26 protein-coding genes are annotated in these 23,230 nt (G+C 43.2%); 2 read left to right on the plus strand and 24 right to left on the minus strand.

Going from position 1 to position 23,230, the window contains the following annotated elements; translation table 11 throughout:
* Positions 1-250: 250 nt before the first annotated feature.
* From HHK01_RS08860 to HHK01_RS08890, 7 genes are all read right to left on the minus strand, one after another.
* Positions 251-1,225, minus strand: coding sequence for a biotin--[acetyl-CoA-carboxylase] ligase (locus HHK01_RS08860; RefSeq protein ID WP_170007449.1), 975 nt, complete (start codon positions 1,223-1,225; stop codon positions 251-253).
* A complete protein-coding gene (locus HHK01_RS08865; protein ID WP_170007450.1) occupies positions 1,210-2,412 on the minus strand; it encodes a CCA tRNA nucleotidyltransferase in 1,203 nt (400 codons plus the stop codon). The genes HHK01_RS08860 and HHK01_RS08865 overlap by 16 nt, the downstream gene beginning before the upstream one ends.
* Positions 2,396-3,523 carry an N-acetyl-alpha-D-glucosaminyl L-malate synthase BshA gene (bshA, locus tag HHK01_RS08870; protein WP_170007451.1) on the minus strand — a complete coding sequence of 376 codons (1,128 nt, stop codon included), beginning with the start codon at positions 3,521-3,523 and terminating at the stop codon, positions 2,396-2,398. Before bshA ends, HHK01_RS08865 begins: the two co-directional genes overlap by 17 nt.
* Positions 3,524-3,526: 3 nt before the next feature.
* The gene (gene bshB1, locus HHK01_RS08875) at positions 3,527-4,228 is read right to left on the minus strand and encodes a bacillithiol biosynthesis deacetylase BshB1 (protein WP_170007452.1); all 702 of its coding nucleotides are present in this window, start codon (positions 4,226-4,228) and stop codon (positions 3,527-3,529) included.
* Positions 4,215-4,640, minus strand: coding sequence for a methylglyoxal synthase (mgsA, locus tag HHK01_RS08880; protein WP_170007453.1), 426 nt, complete (start codon positions 4,638-4,640; stop codon positions 4,215-4,217). The genes bshB1 and mgsA overlap by 14 nt, the downstream gene beginning before the upstream one ends.
* Positions 4,641-4,861: 221 nt before the next feature.
* Complete coding sequence (dapB, locus tag HHK01_RS08885) at positions 4,862-5,659, minus strand: 4-hydroxy-tetrahydrodipicolinate reductase (protein WP_170007454.1); 798 nt, start codon at positions 5,657-5,659, stop codon at positions 4,862-4,864.
* Positions 5,656-5,991, minus strand: coding sequence for a nucleotide pyrophosphohydrolase (locus HHK01_RS08890; RefSeq protein ID WP_170007455.1), 336 nt, complete (start codon positions 5,989-5,991; stop codon positions 5,656-5,658). Before HHK01_RS08890 ends, dapB begins: the two co-directional genes overlap by 4 nt.
* 155 nt (positions 5,992-6,146) lie before the next feature.
* Between HHK01_RS08890 and HHK01_RS08895 the strand changes: the two genes are divergently transcribed.
* Positions 6,147-7,013 (plus strand): YitT family protein, encoded by an 867-nt coding sequence (locus HHK01_RS08895; protein WP_170007456.1) that lies wholly within the window; start codon positions 6,147-6,149, stop codon positions 7,011-7,013.
* Between the two features lie 31 nt (positions 7,014-7,044).
* Here HHK01_RS08895 and HHK01_RS08900 read toward each other — a convergent pair whose 3' ends face one another.
* From HHK01_RS08900 to HHK01_RS08950, 11 genes are all read right to left on the minus strand, one after another.
* Complete coding sequence (locus tag HHK01_RS08900) at positions 7,045-7,725, minus strand: zinc metallopeptidase (protein ID WP_170007457.1); 681 nt, start codon at positions 7,723-7,725, stop codon at positions 7,045-7,047.
* Between the two features lie 62 nt (positions 7,726-7,787).
* The gene (locus HHK01_RS08905; RefSeq protein ID WP_170007458.1) at positions 7,788-8,567 is read right to left on the minus strand and encodes a sporulation protein YpjB; all 780 of its coding nucleotides are present in this window, start codon (positions 8,565-8,567) and stop codon (positions 7,788-7,790) included.
* A 59-nt stretch (positions 8,568-8,626) separates the two neighbouring features.
* Positions 8,627-9,229 (minus strand): lipoprotein heptaprenylglyceryl N-acetyltransferase LhaT, encoded by a 603-nt coding sequence (lhaT, locus tag HHK01_RS08910; protein ID WP_407646900.1) that lies wholly within the window; start codon positions 9,227-9,229, stop codon positions 8,627-8,629.
* Between the two features lie 100 nt (positions 9,230-9,329).
* Complete coding sequence (locus tag HHK01_RS08915; RefSeq protein ID WP_170007459.1) at positions 9,330-10,205, minus strand: menaquinol-cytochrome c reductase cytochrome b/c subunit; 876 nt, start codon at positions 10,203-10,205, stop codon at positions 9,330-9,332.
* A 36-nt stretch (positions 10,206-10,241) separates the two neighbouring features.
* Positions 10,242-10,916 carry a menaquinol-cytochrome c reductase cytochrome b subunit gene (gene qcrB, locus HHK01_RS08920; RefSeq protein ID WP_170007460.1) on the minus strand — a complete coding sequence of 225 codons (675 nt, stop codon included), beginning with the start codon at positions 10,914-10,916 and terminating at the stop codon, positions 10,242-10,244.
* Between the two features lie 5 nt (positions 10,917-10,921).
* The gene (locus tag HHK01_RS08925) at positions 10,922-11,428 is read right to left on the minus strand and encodes a Rieske (2Fe-2S) protein (RefSeq protein WP_170007461.1); all 507 of its coding nucleotides are present in this window, start codon (positions 11,426-11,428) and stop codon (positions 10,922-10,924) included.
* Positions 11,429-11,550: 122 nt separating this feature from the next.
* On the minus strand, positions 11,551-11,979 hold the full coding sequence (locus tag HHK01_RS08930) for a DUF2487 family protein (protein ID WP_170007462.1): 429 nt from the start codon (positions 11,977-11,979) through the stop codon (positions 11,551-11,553).
* 212 nt (positions 11,980-12,191) lie between these two features.
* A complete protein-coding gene (locus HHK01_RS08935; RefSeq protein WP_170007463.1) occupies positions 12,192-12,827 on the minus strand; it encodes an NAD(P)/FAD-dependent oxidoreductase in 636 nt (211 codons plus the stop codon).
* A gap of 114 nt (positions 12,828-12,941) precedes the next feature.
* Entirely contained in the window at positions 12,942-13,151 is a 210-nt protein-coding gene (gene copZ, locus HHK01_RS08940; protein WP_170007464.1) for a copper chaperone CopZ, read from the minus strand.
* A 14-nt stretch (positions 13,152-13,165) separates the two neighbouring features.
* Positions 13,166-13,507 carry a metal-sensitive transcriptional regulator gene (locus tag HHK01_RS08945; protein WP_407646955.1) on the minus strand — a complete coding sequence of 114 codons (342 nt, stop codon included), beginning with the start codon at positions 13,505-13,507 and terminating at the stop codon, positions 13,166-13,168.
* Positions 13,508-13,667: 160 nt separating this feature from the next.
* Entirely contained in the window at positions 13,668-16,094 is a 2,427-nt protein-coding gene (locus HHK01_RS08950; RefSeq protein WP_170007465.1) for a heavy metal translocating P-type ATPase, read from the minus strand.
* A gap of 348 nt (positions 16,095-16,442) precedes the next feature.
* Between HHK01_RS08950 and HHK01_RS08955 the strand changes: the two genes are divergently transcribed.
* Positions 16,443-17,015: a hypothetical protein gene (locus HHK01_RS08955; protein WP_170007466.1), complete on the plus strand. Its 573-nt coding sequence runs from the start codon at positions 16,443-16,445 to the stop codon at positions 17,013-17,015.
* A 213-nt stretch (positions 17,016-17,228) separates the two neighbouring features.
* Here HHK01_RS08955 and HHK01_RS08960 read toward each other — a convergent pair whose 3' ends face one another.
* From HHK01_RS08960 to aroH, 6 genes are all read right to left on the minus strand, one after another.
* On the minus strand, positions 17,229-17,783 hold the full coding sequence (locus tag HHK01_RS08960) for a ReoY family proteolytic degradation factor (protein WP_170007467.1): 555 nt from the start codon (positions 17,781-17,783) through the stop codon (positions 17,229-17,231).
* Positions 17,784-17,874: 91 nt separating this feature from the next.
* Positions 17,875-19,122, minus strand: a complete 1,248-nt coding sequence (locus HHK01_RS08965) for a tetratricopeptide repeat protein (protein ID WP_170007468.1) — start codon at positions 19,120-19,122, stop codon at positions 17,875-17,877.
* Positions 19,109-20,146 (minus strand): hypothetical protein, encoded by a 1,038-nt coding sequence (locus HHK01_RS08970; protein ID WP_170007469.1) that lies wholly within the window; start codon positions 20,144-20,146, stop codon positions 19,109-19,111. Before HHK01_RS08970 ends, HHK01_RS08965 begins: the two co-directional genes overlap by 14 nt.
* 468 nt (positions 20,147-20,614) lie before the next feature.
* A complete protein-coding gene (locus HHK01_RS08975; RefSeq protein WP_170007470.1) occupies positions 20,615-21,721 on the minus strand; it encodes a prephenate dehydrogenase in 1,107 nt (368 codons plus the stop codon).
* 31 nt (positions 21,722-21,752) lie between these two features.
* Positions 21,753-22,853: a histidinol-phosphate transaminase gene (gene hisC / locus HHK01_RS08980; protein WP_170007471.1), complete on the minus strand. Its 1,101-nt coding sequence runs from the start codon at positions 22,851-22,853 to the stop codon at positions 21,753-21,755.
* The gene (gene aroH / locus HHK01_RS08985) at positions 22,850-23,230 is read right to left on the minus strand and encodes a chorismate mutase (RefSeq protein ID WP_170007472.1); all 381 of its coding nucleotides are present in this window, start codon (positions 23,228-23,230) and stop codon (positions 22,850-22,852) included. The genes hisC and aroH overlap by 4 nt, the downstream gene beginning before the upstream one ends.

The following is a 23,230-nucleotide window of genomic DNA, read 5'->3' on the forward strand; positions in this document are numbered from 1 at the left end:
ATCGTGTGGCCCGAAGTAGAAGGGATGTCTACAACAAAAAACCCTCTACCGTAAAATTAGGCAGAAGGATCCCTATCGCTTACGTACTATCCCTTCTGTCCACGTCCATTTGGATCTAGGCAGATGTATCATTCCGTTGACAAGTTACAACAAACAGGTGCAGTTCCTACGATACTGCCCACATGTAGTATAAGCAAAATCATTGAAAATGTATAGTGATCACGTTTACGGAATCCACCCAATCTATTCGTTATCTAGTGTGTATATCCGCTGTATAAATAGAGAATAGCTCTCCGTCTTTGTCACGTGCAAGCAGTGTTCCGTTTTCGTCTAATCCAATCGCTATTCCGGTACGCGTTGTAGTGGACGTCTTTAACGTCACTTCTTTGCCAATCGTATAAGAACGTGCTTCCCATAGCCTGCGTATTGGCTCAAAGCCTACTTCCATATACAAAGCGTTGTAGGTTTCTAGTTTCTCTAGTATTTTACAAACTAGCTTTGTCCGATCAACAGGTTCGCAAGCATGTTCTTCTAAACAGGTTGCGATTTGTGACAATTCTGGAGGAAAGCTTGTCCGGTGTACGTTGATTCCAATTCCCATCACGATATAGTCGACGCGATCCGCTTCAGCCTGTAATTCTGTTAAGATACCTGTTGTTTTTTTTCCATCTATTAGCAGGTCATTCGGCCATTTGATTTCTGCAGATACTCCTGTTACTTGCTGGACCGCTTCCGTCACAGCCACCGCAGCTAACAATGTAAACTGGGGTGTGAATTGAGGAGGAAGCGTTGGACGGAGCAGCAAACTCATCCAAATGCCAGATCCTTTTGCAGAGTGCCAAGGTCTTGCCATTCTACCTTTTCCACCTGTCTGCTCTTCAGCGAGTACGACGGTACCCTCTTTCGCTCCTTCTTTAGCCAGCTCATGGGCCAATAGTTGGGTGGATTGGACAGAGTCGTATACATAAACAGAACGGCCAAATGTATTGGTTGATAATAGTTGCTGAATACGTGCAGGGTAAAGCTTCACATGCTCATTCAAAAGACGATATCCTTTGTTACGAATGGCTTCAATTTCGAATCCTTCCTTTTTCAGCTCCTCCATCGCCTTCCAAATTGCTGTTCTCGAGCAACCAATTCGTGCCGCGAGCTGTTGTCCTGAAACATACTCCGCTTCTCCTGACAACATATACTGTAACAACTGATCCTTCACTCGTTGCCCCATGCGAGTACTCTCTCCTTTATCTCTGCACGATCGTTACACAAGCTACCTTCGACGACGTGTTTTTCAATTTGTTGAAGCATATTTTTCACCCACGGTCCCCCAGTAGACTGCCTCCACCGTAGAAGATCATTTCCGGTTACGGCTAGTTGCTTTCGACTTGAAATTGGTAATGATTCCCATATTAAATGCACACCACGTTCTGCTATACTCTCCCAGCAAGCAATCATCTGTTCAATGTCTGTAGCCGTCTCTTTGCCATACGTATACACGCACCACTTCGTCCACTCACTTACTTTCATGATCCGAAAACCGGTTAGTAGCACTTCGATTGCTTTTGTTTCTTCTCTGGAGAACTTCCATTCCTTCGCGATAGAAAATGCACTGTCGATACGAAGAACTTCGAGTATGAAGGCCCAAATTTGCCGGTGATTTAGCCTCGATAGATTTTTTTCTAGTAAGAGAGAGCGCGCATCACACTCAAACTTGCAAAGAACAGGTAACTGCTCATGCAATCCAGTGTCAAAAAGCACCTTCAATGCCTCGTGACAATGCAAACCGTTTAATAACTTGTGGAATTCAACGCGATTCCGCTCCATGGCCACATGTTTCAATAATGATCGTTTGTTCCTTATCGCCTCGTCCACTTTTTCTGTAAGTGTAAACCCAAGCTGACTTTGAAATCGAACGGCGCGCATCATACGTAGTGCATCTTCTTGAAACCGGTCATGGGCGTCCCCGACAGAGGCAATTGTGTGACTCTCGATGGCTTCTTTACCACGAAAGGGATCAATCCATTGTCCATCAACAGTCATCGCAATCGCGTTCATCGTGAAATCACGACGCATAAGGTCTTCTTCCACGTTCTGAACAAACTGAACAGAGGCAGGGTGACGATGATCTGCATACGTTCCTTCCGTTCGAAACGTCGTTACCTCATACCCCTGTCCCTTGTGAATCACGAGCACAGTACCATGCTCTATGCCAACCGGTACCGTTTTCTGAAATAATGTTTGCACTTGTTCAGGCGTTGCACTTGTCGTTATATCAATATCACCAACTTCGCGTCCTAACAATAAATCCCGTACGGACCCTCCAACAAAATACGCTTCGTACCCCGCGGAAAGGAGAGTTTCTAGAACAGGTTTAGCCTGTTGAAATGGATTTACTTCGTCACTTTGATACAACACTGTTGTACACATCCTCGTACGCTTCAGTAATCGTTTCGGCACGAAAGTGGGTCATGACACGATCATACGAGGCTTTGCCCATCTTTTCGTGTAAAGCACTGTCTGTTAAAAGTTTTATCGTGTATGCGGCTATTTTATCAATGTCTCCAACAGAAGCAATAAAGCCTGTTTCCTCATGAATGATCACTTCTGGTATCCCACCAATATTTGTCCCGACACAAGGAACACCACAAGCCATTGCCTCTAGAGCAACTAAACCGAAGCTTTCCTTCTCACTCAGCAATAGCATACAGTCGCTCATACTGTAAATCTCCTCCAGACGGTCCTGCTTACCGAGAACTTTTACGTCTTCTATGAGTCCTAGATCTTCAATTAGATTGCGCACACGCTTCATCTCAGGGCCGTCCCCTACAAGTATTAAAACACTATCCACTTCCTCACGAACTTTTGCAAATGCATAAATTACATCTGGTACGCGTTTGACAGCTCGAAAGTTCGAGACGTGAATACAAACCTTTTTGTGAAGTGGAATCCCCCATTCTTCTTTTCCCAAAGCCTTGTCTCGGGGCTTATAAATACGTTCATCGACAAAATTGTAAACAGGCACAATTTTTTTATTTGGCTGTAGAAGCTGATCAGTCTGTTGAATGAGTGCTTCAGATACAGCGGTCACAGCATCGGACTCTTCAATTCCGAATCGAATCGCATCAGAAAGCGATGCATCGTATCCAAGCACAGTAATATCCGTTCCATGAAGCGTTGTGACAATCTTAACGTCTCGCTTTGCCATTTGCTTAGCCAAAATGGCGCACACTGCATGGGGTATTGCATAATGCACATGAAGAATATCTAATTTCTCGCGATTGATCACATCAGCCATTTTACTTGCTAGCGCAATGTCGTAAGGTGGATATTGAAAAACGGCGTATTGGTTAACCTCAACTTGGTGATACGAAATGTTAGAAACCGCTTTTTGCAGACGAAATGGTAAACTTGAAGAAATAAAATGGATGCTGTATCCTTTTTCTGCTAATGATTTTCCAAGTTCAGTAGCGATAACCCCGGATCCTCCTACAGTTGGATAACAGATGATTCCGATGTTTAATGTCATTCGTTACACTCCTAAGTCGTCTTGGTGTAACACGAGCGGGGTTTTCGAAAAGAAACCCTCTGCATATTCCACTCCGATTTCTTTTCCAAATAGCTTCTCCCGTGCTTCTAGTCGCGCTATATAATCGTCCGTTAATGGCGTTTTAACCGAGTCAGCACCGAGTGTAAATTGAGATGCATACGCTGTAAGACTCTCCTTTTTTTGGACAAAGGTACTTGAAATATCCACGTAAAAGTGTGGCTTATGAAAGCCGTTTAGTATGTAGGCGTACTGCTTTGAAACTTTATGCGACTGAGATTGTGGTGCGAATTTCCGAATACCTGCCGAAAACACAGCTTCTTGTACGAGGTGGGCTATCTGAACATGATCTGGATGGCGATCTTCTTCGTACGGATGAAATACGATGCTCGGACGAACTGATCTTAATACGTGAACGATGCGGTGAATGGCTTCCCTTTCATTTTCACGCAAACCACGATCAGGAAGCTGCAAGTTAATGCGCTCTTGAATCCCGAGAACATCACCCGCCCTCCTCGCTTCTTCCCTACGCAAGGAAGGTGTCCCATTTGAGGAAAGTTCAGCTTCCGTTCCGTCACAGATGGAGACAGTTTTCCCACTTTGTACAAGGAGTGCAATCGTTCCAGCCATGCCAATTTCTACGTCATCAGCATGAGCACCTATGCATAATACATCAGCTTGTTTCAATAGAATCTTCCTGTTCCTCGAGCGTCCGCCATGCAAGATCGCCGCGTTCAATACCTTTGATTAACACTTCAGCGCTCCCCAAATTAGTTGCTAAAGGAATTGCGTATACATCACACAACCGAACAAGAGCAGTCACGTCTGGCTCATGAGACTGCGCTGTTAAAGGATCGCGAAGGAAAAATATGGAGTCCATTTTGTTGTTTGCTATTTGCGCACCAATTTGTTGGTCACCTCCGAGCGGTCCGGACTGAAATCGATAAACAGATAAACCCGTTTCCTCTTGAATACGTGTTCCTGTTGTTCCAGTCGCGTAGAGTTGGTGTTTTTCAAAAATATGCTTGTAAGCAGTTGCAAACCGCACTAAATCGTTCTTTTTCTTATCATGGGCAATAAGGGCAATGTGGAGAGTCAATCGTCACGCCTCCGTTCTAAAATTTTTTTGTATGGAAAAGGGGCGGAGTTACGCAGAATCTTAACATTCTGTTAATCATCCTATTAGAGAACCACTTCGGATACCGTATTCCTAGATGGCTCGGGGCTTCACTCGCACCGCCTTGATCACAACTAGACTGCTTGAGATTAGTTTCCATGCATAGTTAAGTGCTCAGCTTATGAGTGTTTTCTGTTATTAATCTAATCTAGAATAGATTCTAAACCGTACACGAACTCTTCAAGTTGCATGACTACTTTACAGGCATGATGAACACCCGACATGAAAGATGCGCGATCGTACGAATCATGGCGAATCGTGAGCGTTTGTCCACTAGCTCCAAACATGACTTGTTGATGGGCAATAAGACCTGGCAATCGAACACTGTGTATTCTCATTCCATCCACGTCCGCCCCCCGAGCTCCTGCGATCGTTTCCACTTCATCGAGATGACCTTGAGGCTTACCTTCTCTCTCCGTTTGAATTAGTTGTGCCGTTTTAACAGCTGTTCCCGACGGAGCATCTTTCTTTTGATCATGATGTAACTCGAGAATTTCAACATCTTGAAAGTGTTTAGCTGCCATTTGCGCAAATTTCATCATCAGAATAGCACCTACCGCAAAGTTAGGAGCTACGATACAACCGAGCTTTTTATCATTAGCAGTTGCTTCCAACGTAGCCAATTCCTCATCTGTAAAGCCAGTTGCTCCGATAACAGGGCGAACACCCGCAGTCATTGCAGCTAAACTATTTGGATAAGCAGCTTCTCTTACGGACAAGTCTATGTATACGTCAGCTTCCACTTGAGAAAAACATTCCTCTGCAGTTGCAAACACTGGGCAAGATTGCGTCGTATTTACGATGTCGGAAACATTCACTCCTTTGTGCTTATAATCAATTACAGCAACTAGCTCAAGCTCTTCATTTTGTTCGGTTAGTTTGACAGCCTCCTGCCCCATTTTCCCACGGGGTCCACTAATCACAACTCGCAATATACTCATCCCTTCTCAATCGGTGTCCAACGATCTTTGTCTCTTATTTGAAATTTATTCATGACCGTGTTATGTGCATCCGCTAAAGAAATGTTTAAAGAGTTTGCCATGCAGATTAACACAAATAATACATCACCAAGTTCTTCTTCAATAGACTTGATTTCCTCTGTAGACTTTTTCGGTTTTTCTCCATAAACATGGTTTACCTCTCTAGCTAATTCCCCGAGCTCCTCGGTAAGTCGCGCTGTGAGAGCGAGTGGGCTAAAGTATCCTTCTTTGAATTGGGAAATGTATGCGTCTACTTCTTGTTGAAGCACGTCCATTGTTTTTTCTTCGGCCATATTACGTTCCCTCCACTAGTTCGTCTGTTTCATCGTAGCGAAAGCACGCTGAAATTACAATGTTCGTTACTCGAGGGGTGTTGTCTCTTGTGAGGGGTTTCTTTATAATGGCTTGGAACACGTTGTCATTATTTTGAAAAGGAGGGCTCCCATCAATGAAGCCCCATCTTAAAAATACTATTGCCATCCTCATAGGTTCGGCTATTTTCTCATTCGGACTCGTTCATTTTAATATGCAAAACAATCTGGCTGAAGGTGGATTTACCGGAATTACGCTTCTCTTTTACTTTCTGTTCTCGATTGATCCGTCGTATTCAAATTTAGTATTAAATATTCCGCTCTTTTTTATAGGATGGAAACTTCTTGGGCGGCAATCTTTTCTTTATACCGTTCTAGGAACAGTAAGTTTAAGTATGTTCCTATGGGTGTTTCAGCGGTATCAATGGAATATTCCTCTTCAGGATGACTTGGCGTTGGCGGCGTTGTTTGCTGGAGTGTTTATCGGGGTAGGGCTCGGAACTATTTTTCGTTATGGAGGAACGACAGGGGGAGTCGACATTATTGCACGGCTCGTTCATAAGTACATTGGTTGGAGCATGGGAAAAACCATGTTCATTTTCGACTTCTTTGTCATCGCACTATCGCTTGCTACTTATTTAGATTATCGGGAAGCTATGTACACACTTGTGGCGGTCTTTGTCGGAGCACGTGTAGTAGACTTTATGCAGGAGGGCGCTTATGCGGCACGTGGAGCGTTGATTATCTCTGAGCAACATGAAAAGATCGCTGAACACATCATGGAGCAAATGGAACGTGGCGTAACCGTATTGAAAGCACACGGCTCGTTTACGAAGCAAGATCGCAATGTTCTATACTGTGTTGTAGGAAAAAACGAGGTAATTCGATTAAAAACAATCATTCAAGATGTAGATCCCCACGCCTTCGTGTCTGTGACAACTGTACACGACGTTTTAGGAGAAGGATTTACACTAGATGAGAACAAGTTACCTCTGCAAAAATAAGAAAAAAAGACTTGACCAAGTGGTCGAGTCTTTAATCATCATTGTTCAGCCCTATAAACATGAGAATAAATCTAGCTAGTTCAAGAAGTGCGATTAAGGCAGCAGCCACGTATGTGAAAGCAGCAGCGTTTAACACTTTCTTCGTTACGCGTTCTTCATCATTTCGGATTACACCGTGGGAAACGATTTGATCCATGGCACGGGAGGATGCATTAAACTCTACAGGTAATGTTACGAACTGGAACAATACCGCAGCTGCAAAAAAGATGATCCCGAGAAGTAATAAGTTTGTGGCACTAAACAACATTCCAGCAATGATTAAGATCATCGAAAAGTTAGATCCTAAGTTCGCCACAGGAACGAGTGTATGGCGGAATCGAAGAAATGCGTAGCGTTCAGCATCTTGAATCGCATGTCCAACCTCATGAGCACTAATGGCAGCAGCAGCCACTGAACGTCCATGATAGTTGCCAGACGAGAGACGGACTACTTTTGAACGTGGGTCGTAATGGTCTGAGAGTTTCCCTCGAGTTTCTTCAATCTGCACATCGTACAGACCATTGTCATTCAAAATTTTCCTCGCCACTTCGTACCCGGTTAAACCCGAAGATGAGGCGACTTTCGAGTACTTCTTATACGTATTTTTCACACGCATGTTCGCCCATAGAGGAACGATCAGAAGAATGGCAAAGTAGATGAGAAATCCACCCATGTCGATGTTACCTCCAGTACTAATTTCGATTACTTTTATTTTATGAAGTTTGCCTTAGAATGTCAATCTCTTTGCTTTTTACGTGCCTGTTGCTTCTCTTTATCACCTTTATACTTTCTAAAGCCGACATAAGAGAGAGTAGCCACAATGATGCTACCCGTTGTAAACATCACCCAGAGAAGAGACGGATCTGCTTCATCCTCTTCCCCTTCGTACAAACTAGTTAAATCGGCCTCTAAACTCACAAGCTCTCCGTACGCCTTCGTTCCATTTGCAAGCACTTCGGGGCGGTAATTATCAATATAGTGTACCCTGGCATCCACTTTTTGCACGAGTTCGTCTGGAGCATCAATTTTCGCACTTGGATAGATCGTTTCATACTGCTTCATAAATACGTCTAATATGAAGTGAAATTGTTCTTGATCTCCATTATCTACAGCGTCTAGCATTTGCTGATAGTACGAGAGCATTTGCGCCTTCGTTTCTTTCCAAAGCGGCTCCTGCTCAGAATGAAGAGCATCCACAACTAAGTACAGTCCTGTAGCAGAACGAATCCGCTCCTCTTTCGTTGTCGGTTCTCTTAAGACGCGCTCTGTTTCTTCGTAAAGAGATAAAACAGTTTGAGAAGCCTCACTATTTTCCCAACCGGATAGGGATTGCTGCATGGCCCCTTCCATTTCTTGTAACAACCGATACGCCTCTGCAGGACGATTCATCTTCGTAAAATGGAGTACATCTTGAGCCTGGTCGTGGAGGGTTGCGTAGGGGTTTTCTGCTACAGCAACAAGATTTGTTGACATAAAAAGTGTAAGTAGTAGGATGGTTACGGTTGATCGAATCAAAATGAGTCCCCCCTTCATTTCCTCTTCACATACTTATGAAGGGTGGGACAAGTTTAGACCTAGGAATCCATGTCCCAAGTCATTTTTTTCTTACGAAGCGTGAGGTAATACGTTAACATTAACGTAGCGGTGGATAACCAAAACGTAAAGTACCCGATTTGTAAGGCATAGTCAGTAAGAGAGCTGTAACGTGGGTACATAAGAAACACGTAATCAATGATTTCATTGTTATACAGCCAAACGGCGGCAACGAAGAAATGCCACAGCTTGATTCGATAAAAAGGAGCGTACAACACGCCTTGAATGGCCATACCTAGATGAGATGCAATTAACATATAGCCCGTCCAATGTAACTCCCCCTCTACAGCTAGAGTCAATAAGTTCATAACAACAGCCCACAGTCCGTATTTCACGAGTGACGTAATCGCTAACGCTTCAATCAATCCCCACTGTTGTTTAAGTAAATAGGCAAAAAGAACAATCGTAAAAAACAGACTTGCAGTGGGACTGTCAGGAACAAAGATATAAAATTGCGCAGGAGTCCTTTCTAATTGTGGTCCATACCAAATATAACCATATACCGTTCCCCCTAGGTTAATAAGGAAAAGGAGAAGTAAAAATGAGCGTTGCTTGAGCACGTAAGGAACATACTGTGACATCATGCATAGAACCTCCTTCGCGAAATAGACAATTAAAAACACCTATTATTTTCGTATGAAACTAACAAGGAAAAGGACTGACACGATTGCCAGCCCTTCAGTCTTATTCTTCACCTGCAGTTTCGTCGGATGTGCCACCAGATTCTTCGTCGCTGGCCTCTTCCTCTGATCCCTCTTCGGTTGAACCTTCTGCTCCGCCTTCAGCTAGATTCGCTTCATCCTCATAAGCGACAGTTAAGATAAAGTTTGCTAACGTAGTCAATTCTTCTTCAGTACCTTGAAATTGACCTGCTGGCATATTCCCCATTCCGTTTACAGCGATATCTTTTATATAGTTTGGATCGTTGGCAACTTCGAGAAGAGCAGGAGCACCAGCCCCACCTTGTAGGTCTGTACCGTGACAGCTAATACAAGACTGAGAATAAATCTCATAGCCTGCAGATTCTTTATCGATATTAGCCTCTACGATTTGCCCTTGACGTTCAGCAGCTTCCCAGTCGTGCGTGACGACAGATTCCCAAGTCAAGAAAATAGTTGCGGTCAACCCTAATAACATGAATCCGACCGCTATCGGACGCTTCGTAGGTCGACGTTCTGGACCACGGTCTAAAAATGGTGCGAGTAGAAGTGCGCCAAACGCAACACCTGGAATTACTAATGCACCGATCACATTATACGGCCCTGAAGCGTATTGGTACTTTAATAATTGATAAAGAAATAAGAAATACCAGTCAGGTAACGGAATATAGGTCGTATCTGTAGGATCTGCCATACGCTCTAACGGTGGTTCTTCAGCGGCAGTCATAATGAGAAATCCTACAAGAAAGACAGCACCCACCATCCATTCACGAAGAAGGAAGTTCGGCCAAAAGGCTTCCGTTTTTCCTGGGTATTCGGAATAGTCCTTCGGAACATTCGGCTTACGATTAGCTGATACGCGTGAATCCCCGACAAACTTCATACCTTTACCACGATGCATGGTTCAAGTCCCCTCCTTTTTTTCAGTGTCTGCTTTTTATAGTGGTCCAGAAATCCCTTGCTTCCGGATCATCATGAAGTGCGCTCCCATCAAGCCGAGCAAAGCAGCAGGAAGGAAGAAAACATGAATAGCAAAAAACCGCGTTAGCGTTTGTGCCCCGATGATTCTCACGTCACCTGCTAACAATACCTTAATTTGATCTCCGATAATAGGGGTCGCCGCTGCAATTTCCAACCCTACTTTCGTTGCAAAAAGGGCTTTCATATCCCATGGAAGTAAGTAACCAGTGAATCCAAGTCCAAGCATAACAAAGAAAATAAGAACTCCGACTACCCAATTCAATTCACGTGGCTTTTTGTAAGCGCCTTGGAAGAACACACGCAACGTATGTAAGAACATCATCACAATGACTACACTCGCGCCCCAATGGTGCATTCCACGAACAATCGTTCCGAATGCCACTTCATTTTGTAAATAATAAACGGATTCCCACGCATTTTTAATATCTGGAACGTAATACATAGTTAAGAACATTCCAGATAAAATTTGAATGACGGTTACAAAAAATGTGAGTCCGCCAAAGCAATAAACAAACGCAGAAAAATGATGCGCCGGGTTTACATGCTCTGGTACTTCATGATCGGCTATGTCACGCCATAGAGGTGTTATATCAAGGCGTTCATCGACCCAGTCGTATATTTTATTCAGCATGTCGATTACACCCTTTCTCTAGGTTGTGGTGCCCCGAAATGAAGGAACCCATCTACTATTTTGTAGTCGTACACATCCAATGGTGCAGTTGGTGGTGTGCCCGGGACGTTGACCCCATTTTTATAATACCGACCAGCGTGACACGGACAAAAAAACTGGTTTGGGTATTCTTCATTTGAATTCCAGTCAACAATACACCCTAGGTGCTTACAAATAGGAGACATCGCTAAAAGCTCACCGTTTTCCTGTTTATACACCCAAGCAGTTTCAGTCACTTGACTTTCGTACCAAGCATCTTTTTGGTTGTAACTAAAGTCGACACGAGTCGGCTCGGTACCAATGTCTTCAACTTTTGCTTCGGTCGGGATGTAATCGCTCTCACCAGTTGCTTTTAAAACTGGATCGACAGCGAAGCGAACCATAGGCATCATAATCGATGCAGCCATGAATCCACCGACACCTGTCAGAGTATAGCTGAGGAATTGGCGTCTTGACACACGATGCTTGCTCATGTCTTTCCCCCCTCTACCGTAAAGTACGTCCCCTTGGACGATTATGAACACTTATGAAACTAGGACAACATAATGATATATCAAACCTATGGCAAGGTCAATAATCGTTCTGACGGTCTTTATTATGTATTCCAATGTTTCACGAGCGCTTGTAATAATTGTTGGACTTGATCACCTGCGAGTTTTTGCTTATAGGTTTCGTCCATGGTTTCTAGAGGAATATCTGGAACTCCTAAACGTAATGCACTTCCATCGATCGACATGCCTTTTGCCCCTAAATAGGCTACGTGTGAAAATCCAACTTTTTTTAAGTTTCCAGTCCAGTGTGCTATGACTGGAGTCTGGTCTTCAAAGTAAGTAACAGGAGGAAATAACATAATGCGTCCTTTCAATTGCTTCTCCAACCCATACGAGACCATTTGTACGTACTCTGCATGAGCAGCTGATGGCACGGGAGTATTCGGGTTCAATTGAATCATAGGGACAATTGCTGTATCTACGTACTCTCCAGTGTCCTGAAATGCCAAGGCATCCTTTGCTTCCCAACGCAACAGAATGCACCTCCTTTGCTCTCGTACTCCCATCATACCAGACTGTACTCATGAAAAATTGAACGTTCCGTGAACAGTACTAGTATGAGCATTATCCATCATAAAAAAACGTAAAAGTACATATTGTACTGATCTGTAAGGTTAAAACATGCAAAAAGGTAGCCGCAGTGGGCTACCTTTTAATTTTCCATTATATGGAATCATTCATCCAGTTAGCTCATTTCGTTTAAATCAATTTGTGCTTTAATCGTGTCTACACTATACCGCTTTACAAATTTGGGGAATGGTTCTCTCTTTTTCCCTTGTTCAGCATAAAGATCGATAAGTTGGTCAACAACACGGTATAACTGGTCTGGTACAAGGGATTCGAACAATAACTCTCCAACCTTTGCGTCTTTTCCCTTTGACTTACCTCCTACGTACACATTGTAAGTGTCCCTTATCTTCATGACTCCAATGTCATTAATCAACGGTTCACCACAACCGATCGGGCAGCCCGTATAGGCAGGTTTAAGAGTAAATGGTACTTCTCTTCTTGCCATTCGTTGATTGAGCTCTTTCGCAACTGGCATGCCCTCTTGTTCTTCCCCTTTACAGAAGTTACATGTTCTCAAGCTTTTCACATAATTTCCAACAGGATAACAGTGCAATCCTACTTTTTCAAGCTCTTCTACAATGGATTCTAGGTCTTGTTCTAGTACTTCTAAATAAAGTTGTTGAAATGTAGTGAGCTCCAGTTCATCATCTTCGTCCATATATTTAGCTAAAGTAAGAAGTTGTGAAGGTTTTAGTTTCGCACCAAAGTCGATCCCACCATTTACCGCTATTTTAACTTTTTTATTTGTCATTGTATCATCCCCACTACATATTAATGGCTTAAATGAACCCTATTCTCCATGTATTTACGTAGCACATAAAAACAGAACGCGCTGTAATAACAAGACACGTCCCGTTAAGTGGATTCATTCCTTTACGTCATAGCCTTGATCATCAATTGTTTCTTTGATTTTATTTAAAGAGACAGACGCAGAATCGAATTGGACACTTACTTTTCCATTTTCAAGATCAACAGCAACATTTTGTACACCTGTCAACTCTCCAACACTGCCTTCAATTGATTTTACGCAATGGCCACAAGACATACCTTCAACATGCAAAGTCACATTTTCCATCGTCCATACCCCCATTATTTTTTCATTAATTTTTGGACAGTTATAAGAACCTCATCAAGAACCTCAAGGTCTCCTTCTTGAATTCTTTCCACCAAACAGGTTTTCAAGTGACCTTCAAGAAGTATTTTAGCTACGCTGTTTAAAGCGGATTGAGTTGCAGCAATTTGAGTGATTACATCATCACAGTAGGTATCTTTTTCAATTAAGCCTTTAATCCCGCGAATTTGTCCTTCAACGCGGTTTAACCGAGTGACCAAGTTTTTTTTCACTTTATCTGAGTGTTGGCTCTTCCTATCATTCATTTCGACTAAACAACAGTCATCTGCCATTATTTCATCATTTACTACTAAAGACATCATATCGCCTCCCTCGGAACTATATTATACCATACCCTCATATGGTATGTAAAGCTAAGTTAAACGTTTCATCTGAATTTATAAAAGGCGTAGAACCGGTATAGAGGTTCTGATAAATATGGAGGCGATGCCTTCAAAGACATCGCCTTCTATATGACTCCTATCGAACAGGTTTCCAACGGCGCAAGAATAACGTGTTTCCTACAACGGATACAGAACTGAATGCCATAGCTCCACCAGCAAGAATTGGATTGAGCAGACCGATAGCTGCAACCGGAATTAGGATGACATTATATGCAAATGCCCAGAACAGGTTTTGGCGAATTTTTCGCATCGTTGTTTTGGACAAACTAATGATGTCGACAATTCCCGTTAAATCGCCACGCATTAATGTAATGTCAGCCGCCTCAATGGCTACGTCAGTTCCTGTACCAATCGCAATACCGACATCAGCAGCAGCCAGTGCAGGGGCGTCATTGATACCATCTCCAACCATAGCGACAACTTTGCCTTCTTGCTTTAACTTTTCGACCTCAGCAGATTTGTCTTCTGGCAAAACTTCCGCGAGTACCCGATCCACACCGACTTGCTTAGCAATAGCCTCTGCCGTAAGTCGGTTATCCCCAGTGATCATAATCACTTCAATATCCATTTGCTTCAATCGTTTAATCGCTTCAGCTGATGTTTCTTTCACAGTATCCGCCACAGCGATGATGCTAGCAAGACTGCCTTCAACAGCCATAAGCATCGCCGTTTTTCCCTCGCCCTCAAGTTCTTCCATCCGACTAAGCGCATCGTTTATTTCTACATTATTTTTAGCCATTAGTTTTTTGTTCCCAATCAACACCAATTGATCATTAATTTCGACTTGAATCCCGTGTCCGGGTATGGCGTTGAAGTTTTTGCTATCCTGAAGCTGTAAGCCCTTGTCTTTTGCTCCCTTAACAATTGCCTCTCCAAGCGGATGTTCAGAGCCCTTTTCAGCTGTGGCAGCCAATTGCAGCAGTTCATCTTCTGAATAATTTCCGTAAGTGACGATATCCGTTACATTAGGTTCACCTTTTGTAATCGTCCCCGTCTTATCTAGGACCACGGTTGTCACACGCTGTGATTTTTGTAGGTGTTCAGCGCCTTTAATCAAAAGGCCATTTTCAGCGCCTTTCCCCGTTCCCACCATAACCGCTGTTGGAGTAGCTAATCCTAACGCACATGGACACGCGATCACAAGCACGGCGATTGCACTAACCAATGCAGGGGTGAATCCTGCTAGGAAGAAAGTAATACCGAATGTAGCCAATGCAATGACAATAACAATAGGCACAAACACACCAGAAATTTTGTCCACAAGGTGCTGGATCGGCGCCTTAGATCCTTGAGCTTCTTCAACAAGCTTGACGATCTGGGATAGTGCCGTATCTTTTCCGACCTTTGTTGCTTTGAATGTAAAGGAGCCATGTTTATTTACTGTCGCACCAATTACTGTGTCACCCGTTTTTTTGTTAACAGGCATACTTTCTCCAGTTAACATAGACTCATCTACTGTTGTACTGCCTTCAATAATTTCTCCATCGACTGGAATCTTTTCGCCAGAACGAACAAATATCACGTCACCCGTCACAACCTCTTCGAGTGGTATATCCATTTCTTCCCCATCTCTAATGACACGAGCTGTTTTTGCTTGAAGTCCCATCAATGTTTTAATCGCTTCGGATGTTTGCCCTTTTGCTCTTGTTTCAAGTAACTTCCCTAAAACAATCAACGTCATCACGATTGCAGCGGCTTCGTAGTAAAGGAATTGTCCGGTTCCCATAATGGTAACGATCAAACTATAGAAATACGCCGCTGATGTTCCTAGTACTACAAGAACAGCCATGTTGGCACTGCCACCGCGAACAGCGTTGTATGCATCCCGGTAGTAATGGCCACCTACATAAAATTGGACGGGCGTGGCGAGTAAAAATTGAACCCAAGGATTCATGTGGAAAAACCCACCATTTCCATATTCCATTGCAAAATCTGATACCATCTGTACTAAGAAAAAGAATGATAAAACTGCACCAACTGTGAATTTTGTTTTCTGAGTCTTATACGCTTTTTCTCTGGCACTTCGTTCATAATCCCCATCGGCATCCCCTATTGTTTTTGCGTCATAACCTGCTTTTTTTACTGCGGCAATCAATTGATCTACATGGGTATTGCCAGGAATAAACTCGACGTTCGCTTTCTCCGTTGCTAGATTGACCGTCGCACTCGTTACTCCTTCAACCTTGTTTAACACTTTTTCAATTCGTGTTGCACACGCCGCACATGTCATGCCAATAAGGTTCAGCTTCACCTTTTCTTCCTGAACGCCATATCCAGTCTTTTTAACTTTTGCAATTATATCTTCAACTGATGCCTCGGAAGGATTATACGTAACCGACGCTTTTTCCGTAGCTAAATTGACATTTGCTTTTTGAATCCCTGGTACTTTAGCAATGTTTTTTTCAATTCGTGTTGCACACGCCGCGCAAGTCATACCAGTAATGTTCAAGCTGACATTTTCAGCTGATTCGGGCTGTACCTTTGCATTTGACTGAGCTCCCATGCTCTATTCCCTCCTACATATATATCCCACGACTTCATCTAATCGGCAAACGTTAGTCGCGGATCATATATTTTAATTGTATCACTCACATCTAAAACCTATTCTATACCTGTATAAGGTATTTTTCTTTGCGTCCGTTCGTTTCTCCCTCCTCGTTATTCATTATAGTATACCCCCGTACCCCATGTAAAGTGAAACGAATATTTTTTCGCATGTTGTTATTTACATCGGTAGTAGTGACACAACGTGTTTGCTTTCCTCTAGAACCAGGAGTCACCTAAAAAAACATTATTGACCTACATAATTCTTCATTCACGTAACAATACTAGCATTGAAAGGAGTGGTTACATGCTTCCAGCTATAGATGTTGGGTTAATGGACAATCACCTGTCAGCTCACGAAGGCATTGTGAGCAGGCTACAACTTTATTTAAAAATTGCTAAAGACAGAAACGTTACACAAGTCTTGGAAAAACAGTTACAGGTAATGAAAAACCATGTGGTGGTGATGAATCAACTTCTGAATCCAAGTCAACAAGGTCAAGTTGTTTTACCTCCAATCCCTCAAACTACTGGAGATAATGGTACAGAGGCACCTGTAAACGCTGGAATCCAGATAGAAGATCGTCACATCACCTTAGATGCGCACTCTACAGCGAATGCAATGGCAAACGATAATTTCATCTCTGCTTCCGCTATGAAAAACCCCGTTGTGAAAAAAATTCACTCGGAAATGGCGTTACAGCAAGAAGCCATCGCAAAGATGTATAATCAAATTCTGGAGACTAACGGATGGGTTAAATCTTCAATGGCAAAACAACAAGAGCAAATCGATACTGCCAACTATTATAGTAACATTCCAGGCACCCACAAGATGACGGATCAAACTCATTTCAATCACCAAAATTACGAACAGCAGTAGAACGAAAAATAAAGCCGTCCTTTGTGACGGTTTTTTTGATTTCAACTTCATACTATACCCGATCGAGTTGTTCGTACTCCACCAAAATAAGCTTGCAAATATTTCATTTGCAAGCTTACCGGAAGTTCATTGGCTAAAAATGGGGGTAAAATGAGTGTATTCATTCATTCCTCTATGTGTCATCAAGGGTATATTTAATGAACAGACACCCACTTACTTCACGTTTTCTGTAAGCAATTTTTGCAAAGCAGCACTTAAAAGATAAAAATTTTCAGTGTCGCCCCTGTCTAAAGCTGTGTCAATTTCGTTACGTAATCGCTCACTTTGAAATTGAATGAGACTATGCTGCAACATATCTTCTATTAAAGCGTGGTCTTTCTCCGTCAACTCAATAGGGACAGGCGCATGTGGATTTTCTTCGAGAACAAGAGCATATTGTGCATTCGTTTTCCGACCATAAAAGTTTAGTTGAATGTATAAGTCTTCCTCCCTGTTCAAACGTATATCATGAAATGATTTCTCTGCATCCGTCGTCATAACGTGCTGCTTGTAAAACTTAAAAGGCGTGTCATCTACACAATGGGTTGACATGTAGATGCCACGGGGACATCGCTCACACGACTCAACAAAATGCACTTTTCCCATGAGTTGATCGTGACTCATTAAATAGTTTAATATCCACACACATTCCCTACGCTTTAATTGATAATGATTTAAAAACCAACGAATAAACTCTTTCTTCTCATTTACAGACACAGGTGTCGACATCCCATTTTCTCCCCTTTTTGATGAGACTCCTACTCCTCCTGATCGTTCTCTGCAATTGTTTTTTAGCTTTCTGCTATCAAGATCCCTTGGCTTACAATCGCGCTACGATGTCGTTCCATTCTGCATTCGTCGGGTCTGTTTGTAACAGTAGTTGGAATACTTCTCGGGCTTGCAAATGTTTTCCTTCTTCTAGAAGAAATGATCCGTACTCTTCTAAGTAACTGGGGTATTCTTTACAGACAGTATATGCCCTTGTGTAACGGTTTAATGCATCCTCGTATCTCTCAAGTTCTCGTAAGCTCTTGCCAGCATCCCAGTCTAAAAACGAATCTTCCTCTCCGTCGGCTTCAAAAAGGGCAATCAGCTCTAGTACATCCTCGTATCGCTCTTTGCTAAGGAGAAGAGAGCTTAAAGTTTGCACAGCTTCACCATACTGAGCATCGAGCGCAATGGCTTCTCGAAGCCACTTTTCTGCAAGTTGTTCATTTGTCGTCTTTAACGCCAGCTTACCTCCTTGCAAATACAATTCCTTTTGAAAAGAATCTTGTGCAATTCCTTTTTCAATTGTTTGTATCGCTTTATCAAGCTGTTCATCAGACTCGTATGCCACTGCCAATTGTCGGTAAGCACCGTGATAACTGGGGTCCATACTGATGAGCTCTTCTAACTTCGAAATGGCGGTTTGTTTAGAACCAGCCTGGTAGGCACTCACTCCGTATGCGAATAATAGGTCAGGATCGACTTCTTTTTGTAACGCTTTTTCAAAGTAAGGTAGCGCTTCTTCAAATTTCCCTGCACCAGCATAGCTTTGGGCAAAACGATTGGATAAAGGAAGCGTCGTGTCACCTCCAAGCATCTCAGCCATTTCATATGCGTTCGTTGCCTCGGCAAACCGCCCTAACGACGCGTACAATTCTCCGAGAGCAAAAAAGAGTACTGGTTCCTCTTCATTCATTTGAGATGCCCGTTTCAACTTGCGCTCAGCGACTTCAAACAGCCCTTGACGCTCATATAAGTCAGCCTGAATGAGGAGAGCTTGCGAAAAAAGATCGGATGAGTCTGGGACCTTTTCTAACAGTGTTAGCGCATCTTCCTCATTGTCTAATTCAATAGATGCTTCTGCTGCCGAGAGCAATAGCTCTGGTTCTTCCGGAAACGAAACTAATAACACGTTATATAGTTGAATAGCCTCTTCTAAAAAACCTAGTTGGTTAAGGGCGTCAGCTAGCTGTAGTTGGTCTCCTGGCTCACCATGCTGCGATACCTCTTCGATCATTCGCTTAGCTTTTGTCATCTGCCCTTTTTCTAATTGCTGTATACATTGTTCAACTACCGTCATGGATGAAATCTCCTCTAAAAAATTGTGGAACTCGAATGCGCAACTCCTCTCCCCGCCCCGGTGAAAGAAATAGCTCTTCTCCAGCACGTAAGATGTTGCCTTTGTGTACCGTTACAACGAGTCTAGATTCATAATAAGGAATAGTGTTTGGATTCTCAAGTAAAGCGGATGCAAGGCTAAGGTCGCGACGTCCTAGTAATGAAGCTCTACTAAAATTGCGCCGTCCATGGCGCAACGTTGAGTCACTCACGTCCTGGGAGCGAACGACTTTCTGACCCACATCGTGTGAGCCTTGGGTATCATAGAGGTTATAAGTTACTTCGCCACCTTGATGTAAAAATCCTTTGTATGGGTAAATACCAATTTGTTTCAATACGTCAAGAGACAACGGAACTTCAGTTGGCATCGGGGTATGAACGTAGGGAAACCGCGTTGAAGCGAGTACATCTGCCCATTCTTTGAGCAATTGCCGCTCTTTTCTACGTTTATCTGCTGTGATTACAGGAACGAGGACAGGCTTATAACCAAAGGTGTGATTGTCGAGTAAGCTCCACGGCATTTTTTCGACGCTATTGTCTTCCCCTATCTCTAGAAACAAAATGGAGATGGAATCCTTTGCACACAGACGAACAACTGTCGGTGTAAGCTGGGAGAGAGGAAGTTGCACCGCTAACGTGTAATCAACCGGGCAATTGTTGTAACGAAGTCTAGCATAACGAAGAGCTGAACGCCATTCCTTCTCCTGCTCAACTTCCACTTTCGCCACGATCGTCGTCATCCCTTTTGTAATGGCATTCTCAATCCAAAAGGTTCGTAGTTGTTGCATTGACCATGCTGTAGGAATTGCTTCGAATACACCTACATGACCCGGCATCATTGTGTATGGGGACGCATCCACCTTCATAAGCTGATCCTTTGGAAAAGAGGGTCTCACTGCATGGATACGCTCATTACGGATGAGAAAGCTTTCTCTCACCAATTCATTGTGACGAACGACTGAGGCATTCGAAATAATATACGGCATTAAAATACCACCCCCAAATTTCATTAGCTTGTTCCTACCGACGCAACATAAAAGTAAGAAGTAGACGCAAGTAGGATAGGTTTATTTATCTACGAACACACTCACCTGATGAAGTTTCATTGTATAGACAAGCTATGAGAGGGGATGGGAGAATATGTGTTTAAAAAAATATTCATGAGCTAGTTACTTAACCATGCATGAAAACTGGTCACAAAGCAGTGGCGTTGCGATCAAGGCGGTGCGAGTGGGGCCTCGGATTATTTAGGAAAAAAGTATCCAAAGTTTGTTCTGTAATAGGATCATTACCATGATGTTAGGATTCTGCGTAACTCCGCCCCTTTTCCACAGAAAAGAAAGAGCCACTCAAATAATTGAGTAGCTTACCATTGATACAATCACTTCTCTGACTTTCCTTGTACACTCTCCCTAAAGAAGGAAATCATACGATAACGACACCATCTATACTCGTTACGTTGCTTCGGTCACCTCATAAGTCGTGCGTTGCCTTAAACAATGGGCAGCATAAGATCTTGTATCTTCTGTAGAAAAACTAAGTACAAGGACGCCAATCACCTCTTCATCCCGCGCCTCCACGATACGAATGTTGACTACACTAATACTTTCTTCTGCTAGGTGACCAGTAATTTCACTCAAGACACCAGGTACGTCTGGTACATCTACATACAAGTCAAAGAAAGAAGGCAATAGCCCTGTTTTCTTTTGTGGAAGTTCATCACGAAACGATTTTGCTCGTTGAAAAAAATGAAGAATAGACGTTCCATCTCCTAACTCAACGACTTGGGTCAGTTCATCCATCTCATCTTTCCAGGAATACAACAGCCGTAGAAGTGTATCTCGGTTTTGTAACGTAATATCTCGCCACATTGTTGGATTACTAGAAGCAATCCTCGTAATATCCCGAAATCCACCGGCGGCAAATCGACGTAACGCCTCTTCATCTTCATACGAACGAAATGCATGTCGTACGAGTGAAGCAGCCACCAAATGCGGAAAATGACTCACTACACCAGTAATCTCATCGTGCTCATCTGCAGGCATCACAACAAAGGAGGCTTTTGTCCCCTGTAGCCATTCCTTTGCTTGATTGATCGCTTTTTCACCAGAACTTGAAGGCGTTAGTACAAAAATGGCATTTTCAAATAAATGATCACGTGCTGCTTGAATACCACTTTTATGCGAACCAGCCATTGGATGCCCCCCAATGAAAGTGACCCCGTTATTTTGCAAAGGCTTTGCGGCTTCCATCACCTGGCGCTTCGTGCTCCCCACATCTATAACAAGGCAATCTTGGCGCAAAGGGACTCGGGCAAGCTCCCCTAGCAGTGATACTGTTTGTTCAACAGGAGTGGCCAGCACGATAAAATCTGCACGACTGGCCGCTTCTAATACATTTTGATTTTCTTCATCAATAACTCGCAATATTTTTGCCAGCTTACTTGTTTCGTCGTTTTGATCATAGCCTTCTACTATCGTCTCGGGGTGCGCTTTTTGTATACATTTCGCAATCGAGCCCCCGATAAGTCCTAGACCGACTACGAGCGCTCGCTTTGGCATTGTATTCGTTCCTTTCTTATTAGCAGAATCTCTAGGAAGTTTGTGTTTCCTTAAGTAGGGAAGCAATATGCTGTATTATATTCGTATTGTCTTCTGCTTGACCAACCGTAATTCGTAAACAAGTTGGGTATCCAAGTACATTTCCTGCTCGCACAATGTAACCATTTCTCAACAAGTACTGAAACGCTTCATCGCTGTCCATTCCGACATCAACTAATAGAAAGTTTGCTTCGGATGGATATACGTATAAACCGAGCGCTTCTAGTCCTTCCTTAAGACGTTTGCGTTCCTTGGCGTTTTCCTCGCGACACGCATTAACAAATTCTAAGTCTTTTATAGATGCTAGGGCAGCAATTTGACCAAGAGAGTTAACATTGAACGGTTCCCGTACAGGTTCAATAGCTTGGATGACATCCTCACGAGCCACTCCGTACCCGACACGAAATCCTGCTAGACCGTGAGCCTTTGAGAATGTACGTAACGCGAGCACGTTCGGATAGCGTGCAACAAGTGAAGTTGTATCGGTGTAATCTTCATCGGTAACGTATTCGTGATACGCCTGATCCACAACAACGAGCACATCTTCAGGAATGTGTTCCATCATTTCAGCAAGTTCTTGCTCGGTCATGATGTCACCTGTGGGATTGTTCGGGCTGCAGATCCATACAATCGACGTCTCATCATCAATAGCATTCAGCATGCCTTTACGATCGTGCTTCCCGTTTGGTAATAACGGTATTTCACGTGCTTCTCCACCTTGGAGTGCGACGTTATGCTTGTATTGTGAAAATGACGGAGCCGGCATGACCGAATTACGACCTGGACCGATGAGAGCGCTGGTCACCATTCGAATTACTTCATCAGAACCATTTCCGAAAATCAGTTGTTGAGGTGACACTCCAAGTTGCGCACTAACCACTTGTCTTAACTCGTACGCCGCCCCATCCGGGTAGATCGTTGGTGAAGAACTAGCTTCTTGTATTGCTCGATCCACAGCAGAAGAATAACCAAAAGGATTTTCGTTTGATGCCAATTTCACTAAACGATCTAACCCTAGTTCCCGCTTCAATTCCTCTGGTGTTTTTCCCGGCTGATACGCTTTTACTTGCTGCAAAGCTTGAATCCATTTCATTTAGAAGAATCCCCTTTCGTAGACAAATCTGGACGCAATGATACCGCATTTTCCATGTATACGTGGTGAATTTCCTGTTGCCTCAAATCAGTGTTCACATGCATCATTAAGCGAATACACTTAGGCATAGAACCTGGAACAGCCATTTCTTGCATGCACATAACGGGAACAAACTCCCATCCTGGTAAAGAGCGCACCACTTGTGCAGGAAAAGCACACGTCACATCCGGTGTAGCCGAAACAAACACACTAGCGACATCTTCCGCTTTAATATTGTTTTGGTGTATCATCTCTTCCAGCAACTGTTTCGTGTGTGAGAAGAGCTGCTCTTTCTCATTCACTTTTATCGTTGTCGCTCCTCTAACACCTCGCAGCAT

Origin of the sequence: Bacillus fonticola, assembly GCF_012955605.1 — a bacterium.
Classification (GTDB): Bacteria; Bacillota; Bacilli; order Bacillales; family JC228; genus Bacillus_CG; species Bacillus_CG fonticola.